The sequence below is a fragment of the Psychrobacillus sp. 05T411 genome (assembly GCF_056396485.1).
The window spans coordinates 1-17,415 of record NZ_JBFTLO010000045.1 but is presented as its reverse complement, the minus strand read 5'-3'; the positions used below and the strand labels follow the sequence as shown (position 1 = coordinate 17,415).

18 protein-coding genes are annotated in these 17,415 nt (G+C 36.5%); 12 read left to right on the top strand and 6 right to left on the bottom strand.

Features of this window, described 5'->3' with window-relative positions; genetic code table 11:
• The first annotated feature begins 215 nt into the window (after nucleotides 1–215).
• The 5 genes from AC1DFT_RS19880 (at nucleotide 216) to pepF (ending at nucleotide 6,184) form a co-directional block, all read left to right on the top strand.
• The gene (locus AC1DFT_RS19880) at nucleotides 216–1,424 is read left to right on the top strand and encodes a putative glycoside hydrolase (protein WP_478161257.1); all 1,209 of its coding nucleotides are present in this window, start codon (nucleotides 216–218) and stop codon (nucleotides 1,422–1,424) included.
• Between the two features lie 384 nt (nucleotides 1,425–1,808).
• Nucleotides 1,809–2,204, top strand: coding sequence for a transcriptional regulator SpxA (spxA, locus tag AC1DFT_RS19875; protein WP_402819602.1), 396 nt, complete (start codon nucleotides 1,809–1,811; stop codon nucleotides 2,202–2,204).
• A 209-nt stretch (nucleotides 2,205–2,413) separates the two neighbouring features.
• Nucleotides 2,414–3,079, top strand: coding sequence for an adaptor protein MecA (mecA, locus tag AC1DFT_RS19870; protein WP_478161255.1), 666 nt, complete (start codon nucleotides 2,414–2,416; stop codon nucleotides 3,077–3,079).
• Between the two features lie 70 nt (nucleotides 3,080–3,149).
• Complete coding sequence (locus AC1DFT_RS19865; protein ID WP_478161253.1) at nucleotides 3,150–4,301, top strand: competence protein CoiA; 1,152 nt, start codon at nucleotides 3,150–3,152, stop codon at nucleotides 4,299–4,301.
• Nucleotides 4,302–4,363: 62 nt separating this feature from the next.
• A complete protein-coding gene (gene pepF / locus AC1DFT_RS19860; protein ID WP_478161251.1) occupies nucleotides 4,364–6,184 on the top strand; it encodes an oligoendopeptidase F in 1,821 nt (606 codons plus the stop codon).
• 130 nt (nucleotides 6,185–6,314) lie between these two features.
• Here the strand turns inward: pepF and AC1DFT_RS19855 are convergent, their stop codons facing one another.
• Together AC1DFT_RS19855 and AC1DFT_RS19850 are read right to left on the bottom strand one after the other, a co-directional pair.
• On the bottom strand, nucleotides 6,315–6,689 hold the full coding sequence (locus tag AC1DFT_RS19855) for an SET domain-containing protein (protein ID WP_478161249.1): 375 nt from the start codon (nucleotides 6,687–6,689) through the stop codon (nucleotides 6,315–6,317).
• A 24-nt stretch (nucleotides 6,690–6,713) separates the two neighbouring features.
• Complete coding sequence (locus AC1DFT_RS19850) at nucleotides 6,714–7,799, bottom strand: CotH kinase family protein (protein WP_478161247.1); 1,086 nt, start codon at nucleotides 7,797–7,799, stop codon at nucleotides 6,714–6,716.
• A 223-nt stretch (nucleotides 7,800–8,022) separates the two neighbouring features.
• Here AC1DFT_RS19850 and AC1DFT_RS19845 point away from each other — a divergent pair, with 223 nt between their 5' ends.
• Nucleotides 8,023–8,424, top strand: coding sequence for a hypothetical protein (locus AC1DFT_RS19845; protein ID WP_478161245.1), 402 nt, complete (start codon nucleotides 8,023–8,025; stop codon nucleotides 8,422–8,424).
• Nucleotides 8,425–9,610: 1,186 nt separating this feature from the next.
• Here the strand turns inward: AC1DFT_RS19845 and AC1DFT_RS19840 are convergent.
• The 4 genes from AC1DFT_RS19840 to AC1DFT_RS19825 form a co-directional block, all read right to left on the bottom strand.
• Nucleotides 9,611–10,432 carry a ClpXP adapter SpxH family protein gene (locus AC1DFT_RS19840; protein ID WP_478161243.1) on the bottom strand — a complete coding sequence of 274 codons (822 nt, stop codon included), beginning with the start codon at nucleotides 10,430–10,432 and terminating at the stop codon, nucleotides 9,611–9,613.
• Complete coding sequence (locus AC1DFT_RS19835) at nucleotides 10,429–10,827, bottom strand: globin domain-containing protein (RefSeq protein WP_478161241.1); 399 nt, start codon at nucleotides 10,825–10,827, stop codon at nucleotides 10,429–10,431. The genes AC1DFT_RS19840 and AC1DFT_RS19835 overlap by 4 nt, the downstream gene beginning before the upstream one ends.
• 111 nt (nucleotides 10,828–10,938) lie before the next feature.
• Entirely contained in the window at nucleotides 10,939–11,589 is a 651-nt protein-coding gene (locus AC1DFT_RS19830; protein WP_478161239.1) for a lytic transglycosylase domain-containing protein, read from the bottom strand.
• 6 nt (nucleotides 11,590–11,595) lie between these two features.
• Nucleotides 11,596–12,171 carry a CYTH domain-containing protein gene (locus AC1DFT_RS19825; protein ID WP_478161237.1) on the bottom strand — a complete coding sequence of 192 codons (576 nt, stop codon included), beginning with the start codon at nucleotides 12,169–12,171 and terminating at the stop codon, nucleotides 11,596–11,598.
• A 99-nt stretch (nucleotides 12,172–12,270) separates the two neighbouring features.
• Between AC1DFT_RS19825 and AC1DFT_RS19820 the strand changes: the two genes are divergently transcribed.
• From AC1DFT_RS19820 to AC1DFT_RS19795, 6 genes are all read left to right on the top strand, one after another.
• Nucleotides 12,271–12,654 (top strand): UPF0738 family protein, encoded by a 384-nt coding sequence (locus AC1DFT_RS19820; protein WP_478161235.1) that lies wholly within the window; start codon nucleotides 12,271–12,273, stop codon nucleotides 12,652–12,654.
• A gap of 24 nt (nucleotides 12,655–12,678) precedes the next feature.
• A complete protein-coding gene (gene yjbM / locus AC1DFT_RS19815; RefSeq protein ID WP_478161233.1) occupies nucleotides 12,679–13,359 on the top strand; it encodes a GTP diphosphokinase in 681 nt (226 codons plus the stop codon).
• Nucleotides 13,356–14,162 (top strand): NAD kinase, encoded by an 807-nt coding sequence (locus AC1DFT_RS19810; protein WP_478161231.1) that lies wholly within the window; start codon nucleotides 13,356–13,358, stop codon nucleotides 14,160–14,162. Before yjbM ends, AC1DFT_RS19810 begins: the two co-directional genes overlap by 4 nt.
• A complete protein-coding gene (locus AC1DFT_RS19805) occupies nucleotides 14,159–15,073 on the top strand; it encodes an RluA family pseudouridine synthase (RefSeq protein WP_478161229.1) in 915 nt (304 codons plus the stop codon). The genes AC1DFT_RS19810 and AC1DFT_RS19805 overlap by 4 nt, the downstream gene beginning before the upstream one ends.
• 312 nt (nucleotides 15,074–15,385) lie before the next feature.
• Nucleotides 15,386–16,744, top strand: a complete 1,359-nt coding sequence (gene mgtE, locus AC1DFT_RS19800; protein ID WP_478161259.1) for a magnesium transporter — start codon at nucleotides 15,386–15,388, stop codon at nucleotides 16,742–16,744.
• Between the two features lie 50 nt (nucleotides 16,745–16,794).
• A complete protein-coding gene (locus AC1DFT_RS19795) occupies nucleotides 16,795–17,181 on the top strand; it encodes a hypothetical protein (protein WP_478161227.1) in 387 nt (128 codons plus the stop codon).
• Nucleotides 17,182–17,415 lie beyond the last annotated feature (234 nt).

Sequence of the window (17,415 nt, the reverse complement as noted above, 5' to 3'; positions counted from 1 at the left end):
ACGTACGCCTAAGGGCGGCGGGKGTGGCTCATCGCTCACCCGGCGGAAAGCGTCCGACTGCAGTGAAAATCACAGCGGATACCGTACGACGCATTATCCCTAACGTGTGCAACGTAGGATGGAGTGCTTGCAACATCCTAAGCCTTATTTCTCTTTCATTCATTGTTTAGTATTGTTAGAATAAAGAAACACCAAAGATAAGAAAGGAGAATTTTATGAAGAAGCCTATAAAACTACTCGCCTCATTAAGTGTGGCAGCCGCAGTACTTTTACCTAGCGCAGTATTTGCTGAATCTCAATTATTTGCAGAAGATTTTACAACAAAAGAATATAGTTTAAAACCGATTGACGAAAAGGTCCTTTCTGCTTCCAAACTTTTCATATACGACTCTGGGCTAACATTTAATTATCCGGATGCTGTGAGAGGAGTATATGTTACAGGACATTCAGCAGGAGGAGCTAGATTTGCTACTTTAGTAGATTTACTAGACTCAACTGAGCTAAATGCAATGGTCATAGACATTAAAGACGACTTTGGAAATTTAACATATATTCCAAGTGAGGACTCACCCCTTGCAAAATATGATATTGGTAAGCCATACATAAAAAATACACAAACAATGCTTGAGACGATGGAAGAAAAAGAAATATATCCAATTGCCCGCGTCGTCGTTTTTAAAGATACAGAACTTGCCGAAAGAAAACCAGAATGGTCCTTTGTAGAAGGTACTTCTGTTTGGAAAAATGGGAGAGGAGAAGCATTTGTTAATCCATTTCTTCAAGAAGTATGGGACTATAATGTAGAAATAGCGATAGAAGCAGCCAAAATGGGCTTTAAAGAAATTCAATTTGATTATGTTCGATTTCCTGAAGGATTTGAAAATAGAGAAAATGAATTGAAATACTCCATGGGCAAGTATGAATCATCAGAAGAAGATTCAGTGCAAAGAAGAGTGACGGCTGTTACCGATTTTGTTGCTTATGCAAAAGAGAAGCTAAAACCATATGGAGCACAAGTGTCTGTAGATATTTTTGGTTATTCTGCTACATTACCAGAAGCACCAGGTATTGGACAAAACTTCTCCAAAATATCCGAAAATGTCGACGTTATTTCTTCCATGATTTATCCAAGTCATTGGACATCTTATTTTGGTATAGCAAAGCCTGATTTAGAGCCTTACCGATTAGTGCAAGAATATGCTAAAGTAGAAAATGCGAAATTAGCAGAATTAGAAAATCCGCCAGTATCAAGACCGTGGCTTCAAGACTTCACAGCTACATACCTAGGTGCAGGTAATTATCAAACATATGCTAAAGAAGAAGTAGAAGCTCAAATCAAAGCATTAAATGAAGCCGGCATTAAGGAGTATTTACTGTGGAATGCAGGAAACAAATACTCGCCTGGCGTAGATTATACACCGTAAATAAGAAAAGATAGGATATGAAAAAATCCTATCTTTTTATATTTTTCATGAAACTTTATTTCATGAAAAACGTATTAATTAGTATAACAGTCATTTTCAATACTATTCTTCTAAATGAGAATAAAAAAATATCATTTTAATGTTTAAAGCAGAAAAGAGATGGGTATAATTTAAACATCTATAATAATTAATGACGAAATGTAAGTATAGCTTATATATTCAACGAATTTGTGACAGCTTCAATTAAAGGGGAAATTTTTCTTGTAAACGTATTTTAAATGACTAAAATTTGGTGTATACTAAAAAAGTAAAGAACTACATTAAATTAATTATAAACTACTTCATATAACACAACTACCAATTGAAAGGAAGTGTTTTTAAATGATGGTTACGTTATTCACCTCACCAAGTTGTACTTCATGTAGAAAAGCAAAAGCGTGGTTAGAAGAACATGATATACCATATACGGAAAGAAATATTTTTTCAGAACCACTTACAATAAGTGAAATAAAAGAAATTTTACGAATGACGGAAGACGGGACGGACGAAATTATTTCTACTCGTTCGAAAATATTCCAAAAGCTGAATGTAGATGTAGAAAGCCTTCCTTTACAACGTTTATATGAGCTAATACAAGAATATCCTGGACTTCTTCGCAGACCAATTATTTTAGATGAAAAACGTCTACAAGTTGGTTATAACGAAGACGAAATTCGTAGATTCTTACCAAGAAAAGTTCGTGCATATCAGTTACTCGAAGCACAAAAACTTGTTAACTAAAAGTTAATCGGCTGATTATTTTCAAGAACTTTTGAAAATAGTCAGCTTTTTTGAATGCTTGCATTTAAGTGTAAACTTTCTTACAATGCAATTGTGATTAATAATTTGAAAAGATAAGTAGGAATCCTTTTCTTTTTTTCACAAACAACATACAATAGTAGTAGACACTACAAGAATGAGGCGGTAGGAAGCGAAAGGAGATGTGTTAAATGGATATCGAGCGTATCAATGATAACACTTTCAAAGTATACATTTCATACATCGACATTGAAGAAAGAGGCTTCAGCCGAGATGAAATCTGGTTCAACAAAGATAAGAGCGAGCAGCTTTTTTGGGAAATGATGGATGAAGTTCATGATGATGACCATTTCGAAGAATTAGATGGGCCATTGTGGATACAAGTTCATGCGATGGAAAAAGGTTTGGAAGTGATTGTCACTCGAACGGAAATAGGGAAACATGAGGAACGATCAGATGATTTTGAAATGGATGACCTGTCAAACAAAATTTTCAAAAATGGTGTCTCTAGTTCTATAGGACCTCACGAATTTGATGATTTCTCGCATTATATGGATGATGGGGAAGAGATCCCTTCTGAATACACGTTCATGTTTGCGAACTTTGATGATTTACTAGTTCTAGCGAAAAAATTAGATAAAGTAAATTTTGAAACATCATTGTATCATTATGAGGAAAAATATTATTTACATGTAATTTTTAATTCGGAAATAACGGAATTTGAAGATGTATTAAATACACTTAGCATTATTTCAGAATTTGCAAATAGCACCAAAACAACTATTCATATCATTCAAGAATATGGAAAAGAAATTATTGTAAATGATGTATTCGAAGAACTCAATAGACATTTTTAACCTTCTGTAAAAAGAAGGTTTTTTTTCTTGCTTTTTTTACCGAGAATTCGTACATTTATGAATAGAGGTGATGAACATACTAACAGCCATAACAACACAAGGACAAATTATCGTTTCGGCCGACCATTCCCGCGAATTTTTAAATGATTTAAAGCAACGAAATGCCTTTAAATGTATTCAGTGTAATGAAGAAGTAATATTAAGAACCGGATTTATCAATATCCCCCACTTTGCCCATAGGCGAAAATCCGAATGCACCCTTTCTTTTTCAGAAGGCGAGAGTAAAGACCATCTGAATGGAAAGTTACAATTGTATGCATTTTTTAAACGCCATAATTGCAACCCTCAACTCGAATCGTTTATCCCGACAATTAAACAAAGACCAGATATTTTAGTTTGCAACAACCAATCCCAAATAGCCATTGAATATCAGTGTAGTAAAATATTACCGGATATCATCGAAAATCGGAATATTGGATATAAACAGCAACAAATAGACCCCTTATGGATACTAAGAACACCATCTATTTCGGAATTCCCACCTCAAGAAATAGGAATCATGCAATTGTCTGCATATCGTCAACAATTTTTCCTAGAAACCCCCACAAAGGGAAAAATGATCATCACTTACTGTCCACAGACAAAACTCTTTCACTATATTTCCAACCCAGTTCACATACAATCGAATAAATACATTGTCAAAGTAAAGAAGCTTCCGATGGAAAAGCAATCATGGCCATTTGCAGTCGTAAAGCTAATATCCCGTAAGGAGTACGAAATATATTTACAAGTGTATAGAAAGCAGCGTTTTAAGCATATAGATAACTTATATTTCTATAATAGAAAAGGAGTGCAAAATCAGTTTTTACAAGTATGCTATAGATGGCGACTGTCTCCAAAAGAAATTCCTTTCTTTATAGGGATTCCTACTGCTCATGCAGCGTCTTTTCATGTACACGCCATTGAGTGGCAAATACAATGGATTGATTATTTAAATCGGATAAAAGTACCGCTTGAGAAAGCAAAACGTTGGCATTGTAAATCATTCTTACTTGATCGTCCAATGGGCTCATCACAAAACCTATTCAAAATAGAGGCTGTCCAATCCTATTTGTCGATACTGCAACAATGCCTCATACAATCAGATTCAGTTATTTATAAAAGCAAGTTTAATAGTTCCAAAATGGTTGAACTACTCTATAGTGATTTCCTTGCAAAGTGACCTGAAAATTGAGAAAATAAATAGTGATACGAATTTCGAAACAAATGGAAGGGGAGTTCATCTTGACAACAGAAACAAACAACAAAGTATTAACACGTGAGGAAGTAGAAGAGCAACTAACTTGGAGATTAGAGGACATTTTTCCTTCCAATGACGCTTGGGAACAAGAATTCCAAGACGTAGCAAAGTTAGCTGAAAAAGCATCCGCATTTCAGGGGACGATTGCAAATGGTGCAAATGCTTTGTTAGAAGTGCTAACATACCGAGATGAACTAACAGGACGCCTTCGTAAGCTATATACGTATGCGCATATGCGTTCAGACCAAGATACTGCAAATAGCACATATCAAGCGATGGATAGCCGTATTAAATCCTTATATGTAAAAGTTTCTACGGAACTATCATTTTTAGTACCAGAAATTTTATCATTAGACGAGTCAACTCTTGCTACTTACTTATCTGAAAATAGTGATTTGCAATTGTATGGTCAACTTTTAGAAGAAGTTAATTTAGAACGTCCACATGTACTTCCAAAAGAGCAAGAAGCATTGCTTGCACAGTTTTCGGAAGTGGCAGGCTCGCCTTCAGATACATTTGGCAAGCTAAATAATGCAGATTTAGAATTTCCATCGATCAAAGACGAAGATGGCAATGAAGTACAACTTACGCATGGTCGATATTCCCGCTTCCTAGAAAGCGAAGATGGTCGCGTACGAGAAGATGCATTCAAAGCAATGTATGACACGTATGGCAAGTTCCGCAATACATTTGCATCTACTTTGGCGGGAAATGTAAAAGGGGATAATGTAAACGCTAAAATTAGAAAATACGCATCCGCACGCGAAGCKGCAATGTCCGGAAATCATATTCCAGAAAGCGTTTATGATAATTTAGTAGGTACGATCAATAAAAATGTTCATCTACTTCATAAATATGTAAGCTTACGAAAAAAGGTACTTGGTTTAGACGAGCTGCATATGTGGGATTTATATACACCTCTTGTAAAAGAATTGAAAATGGAATACACATATGAAGAAGCCTGCGATACAATGCTAAAAAGCTTTGCTCCTTTGGGAGAGGAATATGTATCGATCGTAAAGCAAGGATTAGAAAGTCGCTGGGTCGATGTAGTAGAAACGAAAGGAAAGCGCTCAGGTGCATATTCTTCTGGTACGTACGGCACGAACCCATACATTTTGATGAACTGGCAAAATAACGTGAATAATCTATTCACATTAGCACATGAGTTTGGCCACAGTATTCATAGTTACTATACACGTGCAAATCAGCCGTATGTATATGGGGATTATTCCATTTTTGTCGCAGAAGTAGCGTCTACTTGTAACGAGGCATTATTGAATGATTATTTATTGAAAACAATAGATGATCCTAAAAAACGCATTTATTTACTGAACCATTGGCTAGAAGGTTTCCGCGGAACGGTATTCCGTCAAACAATGTTTGCCGAGTTTGAGCATATTATCCACCAGCTTGATCAAGATGGTGAAGCATTAACTGCAGAAAAATTAACAGAAGAATATTATAAATTAAATCAAAAATACTTTGGCGACGAAATCGTAATCGACGAGCAAATTGGGCTAGAATGGACACGAATTCCACATTTCTATTACAACTACTATGTATACCAATATGCAACAGGTTTAAGCGCAGCTACTGCATTAAGCAATCAAATTTTAACGGAAGGTAAACCAGCCGTTGACCGTTATATTAATGAATTCTTAAAAGCAGGTTGCTCCGATTATCCAATTGAAGTATTGAAGAAAGCCGGCGTAGACATGAACACCGCTGCTCCAATAGAAGAAGCATGCCGCGTCTTTGAAGAAAAACTTAATGAGTTAGAACAATTACTACTAGCAGAATAAAATAAAAAGAAGAAGGCTAAACTAGAGATTACTCAGTTTAGCCTTTTTTGTTGCTCAGCAAACTAAAAAATTTGACCTGAATTTATAAGTTAAGCGGTTTGCTCAAAGGGAGTGCGGTATTACACAAGCCTCACTCAATCACATCAAACCATAATTCGGATGTATCCTCTGGTGTTCCGTTGTAGTTGATTGTTAATTCCTGGCCCTTTTTAATATCAGACAGTGCATGAAAATCAATGGTTACATTTTCTTTATTATTTTCAAATCCTATGTTCGGAGTGTATGAATGATTGAATAATGCACCATATCCTAGAGCGATGGCCGTATCTTTTTTTCCCCAATGAAAGCAATAATAAAATAGAATTGTCTTTTTCAGATACTTCCATTCATCTTTGGGCGATACAATCACAGGTGATTTCTCAATTAGTTCATCCTTTTGTATATCTCGTGCTGCAAATATTCCACGTCCGTACTTGCCAGTATCTTTCATATAAATAGGTAGCAATGATATTACTCCTTTCTTCTAAATTTAATCTAGATATTTAAGATTCTCTCTTAAATAATTACTACGATCACGGATAAATTGAAAAATTAATTCCGGTTCTTCATCAAATTGATCTATTTTACTTTTTTTGTAGGGATCGAGAAGTATGTGTGGACGTACATATTGATGTAGTGATAATACTTTTTCTTCCATATATGCAACATTGAATTTAGTGTCGAGAACTTCTTCCAATACATTTTTGTAGCGTTTACGAAACTCTGGTAGTTGCATAAGTAGCGAACAAAGAGCATTTCCCTTTTTCCCCTCGATTGGTACGTACGTATGCTCCATGATTCCTCCGCTTACTTTACGACCCCACGTTGCATCGTAATCCCAAGGAAGTATTTCAAATAAGCATGTATCACTATTACGATAAAGCGCATAGTTATGCGTGAAACCATCATTATTCATTGTACAAATTGCTCCAACCAACCACAGGATAAATTGCTCCATATTAATGTGTTGAGAAACTTCAGCGAAGAACTTGGACTTGGATGTAGTATTTATCCTTGTAATTAACTCCGTGAGAAACTCATCATCGGATGGATTTCCATATGCTTGTATATAGCCTGATAGGAGTGACTCCTTCGGTTTGTCATCTCTCGTAAAGGAAAAATTTGCATCGTTATTAACAGCATAGTAAATGGGCCCTGTCGGCAGACCTCTCTTTTTCAGGAACATTTCGTCCACGGATTCCAATTGTAAATAGACACCTTTAAATGCACCATTTCTATAAAAGTTTATATGCTGGCTATCTGGTGCCAAAACACCAAGATCTTGAAAAAAGTCGAACGAAAGTTTATTACGAATAAGAGAAGGATCCCGATACTCCGCGTTAAGGTGAATTTTACGTGCCCCGGAAAACTCTGCCGGATTTTCAAAATCAATTAAATAAGATCTTTTACGAAACTTTCTTGTATAGGAGCCACGATAGGCAATGTTAATATCATAAGTTGTGTTTTCAATTTTCAATTTGGTGGAAATAGCCTTATCATTCGTTAAGTTTTTTCTTAACCGCTTTAGGTCATCTTCTTCAATCATTAAATGATATGAAGGAATGGGCTCTAACATATATTCACCTCCTTGTAATTGCTGATGGATTAGTATACATGGTTAATCATGTTGCTACTGGCAACTAACATAGCTATAGTACATACCTAATGAACAATGGCTATGTTAGTTGTCGGTTAGTGATTCCATTTATTATTGGGTGAGTTAAAAGCTTTCCTTAATCGTTCAACTATTGATTAAAGGAAAGCTTCTAGTTTTATTAATTAATATTTTTTAAGAAGAAGTGCTTCCTGAAGATGTACTTCCTGAGGACGACGATCTTCCTTTTTTTCCTTTTCTTCCTGAAGAGCTACTTGAAGATGAGCTACTAGTCGAAGAACGTCTAGAAGTAGAACCACTTGAAGAAGTGCTACCTGAAGAAGACGAACTTCTTCCTTTTCTTCCTGAAGAGCTACTTGAAGAAGAGCTTCTAGTTGAAGAACGTCTAGAAGTAGAACCACTCGAAGAAGTGCTACCTGAAGAAGACGAACTTCTTCCTTTTCTTCCTGAAGAGCTGCTTGAAGACGAGCTACGAGAAGAAGAACTTGAAGTAGTAGAACTACTAGATGAAGTGCTTCCTGAAGATGAACTACTGCTTTTTCCTTTTTTTCCTGGCATAACGGGCACCTCCTTCATAACAGATTAATTTTATAATACGCAAAACATGTTATATTAAGTGGACAATTGACTCATGTAGCTTGAATACTTATAAAGGTATGACGTCTAATGTATGACGAATTTGTGAAAGTCAGGGCTAATATATTGTAATTCTTTAGGCGGCATGATAAAGTAAGAGTGTGAAATAAATCACAAGATAACATACACCCCTTTGTTTGAACGTGAACATTTCTCCCATCCCCTTTGTAAAACGAAAACACCCTTTCCTAACCGAGGAAAGGGTGTTTTCAATTTGGATTATAAAAGCGCCGGATTGATACTTAGTGAAAAACATAGGCCTGTTGATTAACCAATTTCCACCATTGAAATTTTACAAGAAATGCTTAAGGATCGCATTTTCCACTTGTACGTTTTCGGTTCGTTTTGGACAAAATAATCACTATAGCATTACCGCGGAAAAAGTATAGCAGGAAGTGACTGCATCACTTCCTGCTATACTGTTTTTGATAATCATCCTATGGTGGATATTTGTCCGTCACGTTCCTACAAAGTTCAAAAGAAAAAGGCAATTGCTTTTGGAAATGAAAGAATAATTAACTTTCTAGTAAGAGTAGTTCAGGGGAGGACGGTCTAAGTTCGCGACTTCGTGTCGCAACGACTGTCTGACCCGCATCGTGCGGGCCTCCGAAGATGCAATTTCGGGCACTCTATCGCTTTCTAGCATGTGTTCCTTGCTTATTTTTTTGCAAAATTCATGCTGGTAATATGTTGATGCTATTATAGAAAAGGTACACTTCTTTTCAAACGAAAGGTGGAAATACGATAGAGAAGGACTGAGCAGCCAAAATTGCATCTTTGGCTGCTTTTATATGATTAGGAAAGTGGGCTAATCTTTCATTCCCCAAAGCTTTGGCACTTTAATTACTCGTGCTTTTGGAGTGCGACGGACGAACGACAACCACACGATTACCGAAAAAAATGTGTAGGGATGCGACGAAGTCGCATCCCTACACATCAAGAAATCTCGATAATGTTGTAGAATTCGTTCCGATCAAAGCAATCCAAAAGCACCAATATATAAAGTGCCTTGTGTATAATCATGTTCTTAACAATTAAATTACTGGATATTTTTGATTAATCAACATATGTGTTAAAAACAAATATAAATAGAGCAGACAAAAGCTCCTCATCCATTGTGGATGAGGAGCTTTATTTTAATTATTTTTCAATCGCCAGATGACAGAGTCCGGTAATACTAATCTTTCTACTTCTTGAAGTAGCAGGAGCTTTTTCAGTTCTCGCTCAGCCTGTTGTTCGGAAATATTATAATAGCTAGCAATTTCGCTGGTTGTTAACGAATGGAATCGATCAAAAAGCTTGGCAAGAGCAGGTGGTTCCTGTACTTCCGGTTTTTCATATAGCATTTCTTGTAATATTTGCACATAAATTTCATAAGGATAAACACCCGATACTTTGATACCCTCATCTTCAATATTTTCATTAAAAAAGACGATACTTGGAAATGTAGTGACATCCATTTCAGAAGTAATTGATAAATCACTTTGAAAGGAGCGTGCACATTCTTTAGACTTGAAATCTAGTGTGAACTCATTTACATCGATGTTTACTTTATTTGCTATTTCTTGCAAAACAGCAAAGGAAGTAACATTTTGCGTTTTAATGAAAAGATATTCTTGTATTTTATTGAAAAAACGAAGTGCAGCTTTTTTCCCTTGAAACTCTGCAGCTTTTACTGCAATAGAAGGGAATACAGAATGCTCTATATCTGGAAACTCACATTGAATCTTCGTTTTTTCTTCAATTGACGTTTTACAAACAGTATTTAAATTGCTCAGCTGCGTACTCAGTACTGTTCGAATCGTAAAATACTGTCCATATTGCACTTGCAATTTCCGAATAATCGGTTGCATTTCCCAACAAGCTGAGCAAAGCGGATCTAGAAAGACATACATTTCAAGCGGCTTGTTTAGTAAAGGAGATGTAATCGGTTCAGTCGGAATGAGTATTCTTGTCACTCTTGTTCCTCCTCATGACTCATTTGATTGACCATGTGGTTGGCAGTAAGCTCTAGTCTTCGATAAAAAGTTTCACGTACTTTACCTTCAAGTCCAACAGTATCCATTGCGGCTCTCATGCAGGAAAGCCAGGCTACTGCTCTTTCAGGTGTAATAGGAAATGGATTATGACGCATTTTCATCATTGGATGTCCATGCTCTTCGGTATATAAATTGGGACCACCAAGATATTGGGTTAAAAATTGTTTTTGTTTTCTTGCAGTCTCCCTTAAATCGTCAGGAAAAATCGGCACAAGCAAGGGATGTTTTGCAACATTACTGTAAAACGTATCGACAAGCTGGGATAATTTCTCTGCTCCAATCTCATCGTAAGGAAGTATTGGTTTCTGTGTCATTGTTCGTTACTCCTTTGTTTTAGCACTAATATCATTCTATCAATCCCAAACAATTATCTCAAATAATTAGACTGCCATTAAAAAACGACCTATCCTGAGGTCGTTTCAAGCTTATGCTTGGTAATAGTTTAATACTTTTTGAACATAGTTTTGTGTTTCTTTATAAGGCGGGATTCCACCGTATTTTTTTACCGCTCCAGGACCCGCATTATAAGCAGCAAGTGCTATTTCAGTGTCTTCATTAAACTGATTGAGCATTTGACGCAAGTATTTGGCACCGCCCATTATATTTTGTTCAGGGTCGAAACTATTGGCAACGCCTAAGTATTTTGCTGTTCCAGGCATCAATTGCATTAAACCAGAAGCTCCAGCAGAACTTCGTGCAGCAGGATTAAAATTAGATTCCTGTTTAATGACGGACGAAATAAGCTTTTCTGGCACATTATATCTTTCTGCTGCTTGTTTGATAATATCATCAAAATCAGAACTCGTCACCTTGTTTGATGGAGCATAAGAGGCGATTGCATTTATCAGAGAATCATTTTGATATGCAAGGTTTGATGGCGTAAAAACAGGGGAATTTCCATTGTAGTATAAGGAATCCCTATTAGTTGAAGCTGCATGATGATCATCAGTTTGCAGAACTTGTCCGAGCATATTTGAAAACAAGGAAGGGCTTGGAGTATTCAGCGAACTTTGCACACTTCCAAGCGTCTGCATTGCATTTATTTCCATGAGTGTTTTAAGGGATTGGATATCCACCTGGTATCAACCTTTCAACGAATTGTTATATTTCATTAGTCGAGCAATTTTTTTATCGGTAGGTCGGATGGGAATTTGATGTTCTTCTAATAATTGAAGAAAAACTTTCTGTCCAATTTCGACATCTCCACATTCATATTCTACCTCAAAATCTTCTATTCGACTATAAAAGGAGTGATCCAAAAATAGTTCCCCATTATTATATGGGATTTGTGCTCGATCTGTTTGCATACTGCCAATGCATGTTAAGGGACCTTTATCTTTTATTTGCTCCAAAAAGGATACAGAAGGGAAGCGTGTTTCATGGATGATGGCGTCTCGTTCATCATTTGATAATATGACTGTTTTTTCCTCCATCACATGCGCTTGTACTGGTATTTTTAATGTTAGCTCATTGCGGTTCGGCAAGACGCGTAATCTAAATCCCATTTTCTTTTTTTTAAAATAGTTTTCTGGTGTATCGAAGTAGTAATTTGTTTGGGTACGAAAGTCCGTAGATGTTAAGCCAAGAGCGGCAATTAATGATTGGAATTCTTCTTTTATTAGCAAGTTTTTAAACTCGATTTCTTTTTCAGATTGCACAATTTCACGACCTTTCCTATTATTTCTATTATAGACGGTTTGCAATGAGTTTCAATATGATAAAATAGTGAAAGAATGGACAGAAAGGAAAGATTTATTTTGCCTATTACTTATAACGTGCACAGTGGTGTGCAATTAGAAAATGATATTCGTTTTACATTAGAGGTAACTCCCGACCAACCAAACATAAATGCGGGAGGACGAATGATTACCGATTCCGATTCCTTGTCGTTTGTGTATTTACTAGAAGATGAAGATGGATATCATTATGTAAAGTTCGGACAAGACATATGGCCCTTATTAGTTAATACCTTAAAAGCGGAAGATGATCCTACATTACAATTTGGAAATATGGAGCTTACTTTAACTAAGTTTAAAGAAGAACTGGAAATGCTGATTTTTAATATTGAAGGCAATGACAACTACGGTGCTACGTTTTCAAAAGCAGTAGAAGAAGCATTTGAGGAAATACTAAAAGCCTAGTGCAAGTGAATGGAGGTTAAGCTTATGGGGCAATGGGAAAGGTTTTTAGAGCCTTACAAGCAAGCGGTTTCCGAGTTAAAAGTAAAGTTAAAGGGAATGCGGACACAATATGAAATGGAAAATACAAACTCACCCATTGAATTTGTTACAGGACGTGTTAAACCACTTGCAAGTATTTATGACAAGTCCCTTATTAAAGGCATCGCATTCGAACCTTCTGAGACGTTAGCGAAGGAAATACCTGATATTGCAGGCCTTCGAATGATGTGTCAATTTGTAGATGATATCGAACATGTTGTGGAATTATTACGCGCAAGAAAAGATATAAGAGTGGTAGAAGAACGGGATTATATTTCCCATAAAAAGCAGAGTGGATACAGATCCTATCATGTCATTATTGAATATCCGGTTCAAACAATACATGGGGAGATCAATATTTTAGCGGAAATTCAAATTCGAACACTAGCGATGAACTTCTGGGCGTCCATTGAACATTCCCTAAATTATAAATACAAAGGTATTTTCCCAGAGGAGATAAAAAAACGCCTCCAGTTTGCAGCGGAAGCAGCATTTCGTTTAGACGAGGAAATGTCTTTAATACGTGGAGAAATCCAAGAAGCGCAAAAATATTTTAGTGAAAATAAAGAACTATCTACGCCAAGAATTCATGAAAGCCACAAAGAAAAAAGGGGGCGCGCGCGATGAAATTTTTTATTCAATCACGAAATGACGGGTTATCCAATCGCCTAATGGAAACGGCTAAAACGTATTTAGTTGATTTTGGACTACTATTCGATGAGGAAAACCCTGATATTGTGCTGTCGATTGGGGGAGATGGGACATTACTACATGCTTTCCATAAATATAAGCATTTAACAAGTTCTGTTGCTTTCGTTGGTATTCATACTGGGCATCTAGGTTTTTATGCAGATTGGAAACCGATCGAAATCGAAAAGCTTGTCATTAGCATTGCACAGAAAGAATTCGAAGTCATTGAATATCCGCTTTTAGAAGTGACGATTAACTATAAGCATGAAGAGGATAGTTCTGTGTATCTTGCTGTTAATGAATCAACTGTAAAGTCTCCAGACGTGACCTTAGTGATGGATGTAGAATTAAACGGAAAACACTTCGAGCGATTTAGAGGAGACGGATTATGTATGTCTACACCATCTGGAAGTACGGCCTACAATAAAGCGCTTGGTGGGGCAATCGTCCATCCTTCTTTAGAAGCAATGCAACTTGCAGAAATTGCTTCTATTAATAATCGAGTTTTCCGAACAGTAGGTTCCTCTCTTGTATTGCCTAAGCATCATTCTTGTTTACTGAAGCCGGTAAAAGGACCGGATTTTATGGTGACGATTGATCATTTACAATTATTGCATAAAGATGTGCAATCAATTAAGTATCGAGTCGCGGATGAAAAAGTACGCTTTGCGCGGTTTAGATCATTCCCATTTTGGCAAAGAGTACATGATTCGTTCATTGATAGTGATCTAGAAAGATGAACAAGCATTCAATCACATTAACTTTTGAAATAAAAGAACCGCAATTATTGCTCCGCGATGCCATTAAACAATACGGCATCTCTAAAAAAGCATTAACGAGTATTAAATATGAAGGTGGCACCATACTTGTCAATGGAGAAGAAAAAACGGTTAGGCATATATTGTCAGTTGGCGATAAAGTGACCATTATTTTTCCAAATGAGAAAAAAAGTGAAGGATTAATCGCCGAAAAAGGAGAATTCTCCATTCTATTTGAGGATGAACATCTATTAATATTTTCGAAAGAAGCAGGACTTAGCACAATACCTTCTCGGGAACATCCACATGGAACCGTTGCTAATTTTGTCGCAGGTTATTTTGAAGAAAAAGCCCTTTCTTCCACCGTTCATATCGTGACGAGATTAGATAAAGATACATCTGGTGTAATATGTGTAGCGAAGCATCGACACGCGCACCATCTATTAAGCGAAATGCAAAAAGCAGGTACTATTTCAAGGAACTATGAAGCGATTGTTCATGGGTTTGTAAAAGAGGACAGCTTTGTAATCGATGCACCTATTGGTCGAAAAGATGGTAGTATTATCGAGCGTTTTATATCGCCAGAAGGAAAATACGCTAAAACATCTGTACAAGTGTTAAACAGGTTTCACTTGCAAGGAGAACCGCTTACACATGTCCGTTTGCAGCTACACACAGGACGAACGCATCAAATCCGTGTACATATGATGTCAATCGGTCATCCTTTAATAGGAGACGATTTGTACGGTGGTAATTTAAAATTCATACGTAGACAAGCATTACACGCAAGAGAGTTAAAATTGGTTCATCCTTTTTCAGGAGAGTCATTAAAAATAATATCTCCTTTTCCAGCGGATATGGAGGAAGTTATTCCATCAAAGGCCACTAAATAAACCTGTATATCAGGGGATTTTAGTGGTTTTCCTTTTCGGGAGTGGATACCTCATTATTTAACTGGAAAATATTGATAAATGAAAAATGCGCAAGGTTTAGGGATACTGCAACGCACTACGTCACAGTCTCCCTATCATGCCTACTATTCCTCATCGCTTTCTTAAAGTTGTAAATTTAGTTTCAGAATGATTTCCCGGGGAATAATATAAGGTGGATCATTCCGTTTTTCTATGAAAGTGGTTGCTTAATCTTTTTATAGCTCATACAATGATAGAGGACCAGTGGAAGGAGGGAAAAGTGTGAAAGAAGAAATGAATCAACTACAATTAGAAGAATCAAATTTAATTGATTTTTTAAGTAATGATTTGATGGACGCATTTAGAGAAGAATTTATGCAGTTACATCCTTATGATCAATCGCTATTTTTTGAAAAGGTGGACCCAGAAATACGAAAGAAAATCTTTCACTACCTATCTCCTAAAGAAATGGCTGAGCTGTTTGAAGCAACAAAATTTGAAGAAGAACAATATGACTTTTATTTAAAAGAAATGGATACAACTTATGCAGCAGACATGCTTTCCTATATGTTTGCTGATAATGCGGTTGACGTATTGAATGAGTTAGGCAAAGATCAAGTCGCTAGTTATTTAAGTATAATGGATGTAGAATCTGCACAAGAAATTAAAGATCTTCTACATTATGAAGAGTATACAGCTGGATCTATCATGACAACAGAATATGTGGCTATCCCCGAAACGTCTACTTGTCGTTCTGCCATGACCATACTAAGAAATGAAGCTCCACAAGCTGAAACGATTTATTATTTATTTGTTGTAAGTGAGAATCATCAATTAACAGGTGTTATTTCCCTTAGAGATTTAATCATTGCGGATGAAGATACGCTTATTAAAGATATTATGAACGAACGTGTCGTGAGCGTATTAGTAAGTGCAGACCAAGAAGAAGTTGCACATATGATTAAAGACTATGATTTCTTAGCCGTACCAGTAGTCGATTTTGAACAGCATCTGCTCGGGATTGTTACAGTCGATGATATTATTGATGTATTAGATGAAGAAGCGTCGGACGATTATTCTAAACTTGCCGGTGTTTCCGATATGGATACATTTGACAAAAATTCATTTCAAGCTGCTAAAAAAAGGTTGCCTTGGCTTATTATTTTGTTATTTTTAGGAATGATGACTGCAAGTTTAATGAGTGTGTTTACAGAAACATTAGAGCAAGTTGCATTGCTCGCTGTGTTTATTCCTTTAATATCTGGAACTGCCGGAAATAGCGGTACTCAAGCCTTAGCTGTTGCGATTAGAGGTATTGCGACAGGAGATATTGAAAAGCAAAGTAAAATGAAGTTACTTGCAAGAGAGGCTGGGACAGGTTTAACGACAGGTTTATTATGCGGAATTATTGTAGTGGGAATCGTTTTCTTTTGGAAGCATGACTTAATAATTGGCTTATTAGTTGGAGCGGCCATTTTTGTGTCTATTTTTGTGGCAACTATTTGTGGTTCGTTTATTCCTTTATTGATTCAACGAATGAAGATTGACCCTGCTGTTGCATCTGGACCATTTATTACAACGATTAATGATGTCATTAGTATTCTAATATATCTTGGGCTTGCGACAGTGTTTATTTCTTCTTTACAGGTCTAGTTCACATTATTTTAGCTAAATGCATAAAGTAAAGAAAAAAGKATGTGTCTGTGAACGTTTATAATGATCCTTTAATCTATATACAAGGCCCACCAGTTTTTCATCTTCCACCTAGGGAAAAGCCAGATATACAAATGGAAGAGCAAGTGAAAGAAGAGATTGAGCAAGATGAAAGTACTTCCATATACGAATTGCGAACGAGTATGACGGAGAAAACAATCGTTATTTTAGAAAAGCTGAAATTTTTAGCGAAACCATTTCAACGTAAAGCATATCGTCCATTAGTATTCCATTTTGAGGATGGTTCACTTCTTCAAGGTGAGGTGGAAAAAGTAGAGGGTGAGACCGTTACTTTTTCTGTTGGTGCCGGAGAATTGATGACATTTCAAGTAGATCAAGTAGAAAGAATTATATGGCGTGGAGTAGAAATGAAATAACATGAACAAACTATCCTTTGTTAGGGTAGTTTTTTTGTTTTCAGAAAAATAAACTTTATATTTCGCAATATTGGGAAACTGCGTGGTAGTGCGTTGACTAGTGACCGCTATGATTTTCGCTGCAGGACGGACGCTTTCCGTGGGGTGAGTGATGAGCCTTCACCGCCGCTTGCGCGTACGTTGTGAAGTCTCATCTTACTCAGGCAGAGGAACAAAGGCTAAGAACGCCACATC

Bases quoted from the DNA above. Each gene is read 5' to 3' on its own strand.
- AC1DFT_RS19805 (WP_478161229.1), top strand. From the start codon at position 14,159: ATGAACAAGCATTCAATCACATTAACTTTTGAAATAAAAGAACCGCAA.
- AC1DFT_RS19865 (WP_478161253.1), top strand. From the start codon at position 3,150: ATGAACATACTAACAGCCATAACAACACAAGGACAAATTATCGTTTCG.
- mgtE (WP_478161259.1), top strand. From the start codon at position 15,386: ATGAATCAACTACAATTAGAAGAATCAAATTTAATTGATTTTTTAAGT.
- AC1DFT_RS19835 (WP_478161241.1), bottom strand. From the start codon at position 10,827: ATGACACAGAAACCAATACTTCCTTACGATGAGATTGGAGCAGAGAAA.
- yjbM (WP_478161233.1), top strand. From the start codon at position 12,679: ATGGGGCAATGGGAAAGGTTTTTAGAGCCTTACAAGCAAGCGGTTTCC.
- AC1DFT_RS19810 (WP_478161231.1), top strand. From the start codon at position 13,356: ATGAAATTTTTTATTCAATCACGAAATGACGGGTTATCCAATCGCCTA.
- AC1DFT_RS19880 (WP_478161257.1), top strand. From the start codon at position 216: ATGAAGAAGCCTATAAAACTACTCGCCTCATTAAGTGTGGCAGCCGCA.
- spxA (WP_402819602.1), top strand. From the start codon at position 1,809: ATGGTTACGTTATTCACCTCACCAAGTTGTACTTCATGTAGAAAAGCA.
- mecA (WP_478161255.1), top strand. From the start codon at position 2,414: ATGGATATCGAGCGTATCAATGATAACACTTTCAAAGTATACATTTCA.
- AC1DFT_RS19850 (WP_478161247.1), bottom strand. From the start codon at position 7,799: ATGTTAGAGCCCATTCCTTCATATCATTTAATGATTGAAGAAGATGAC.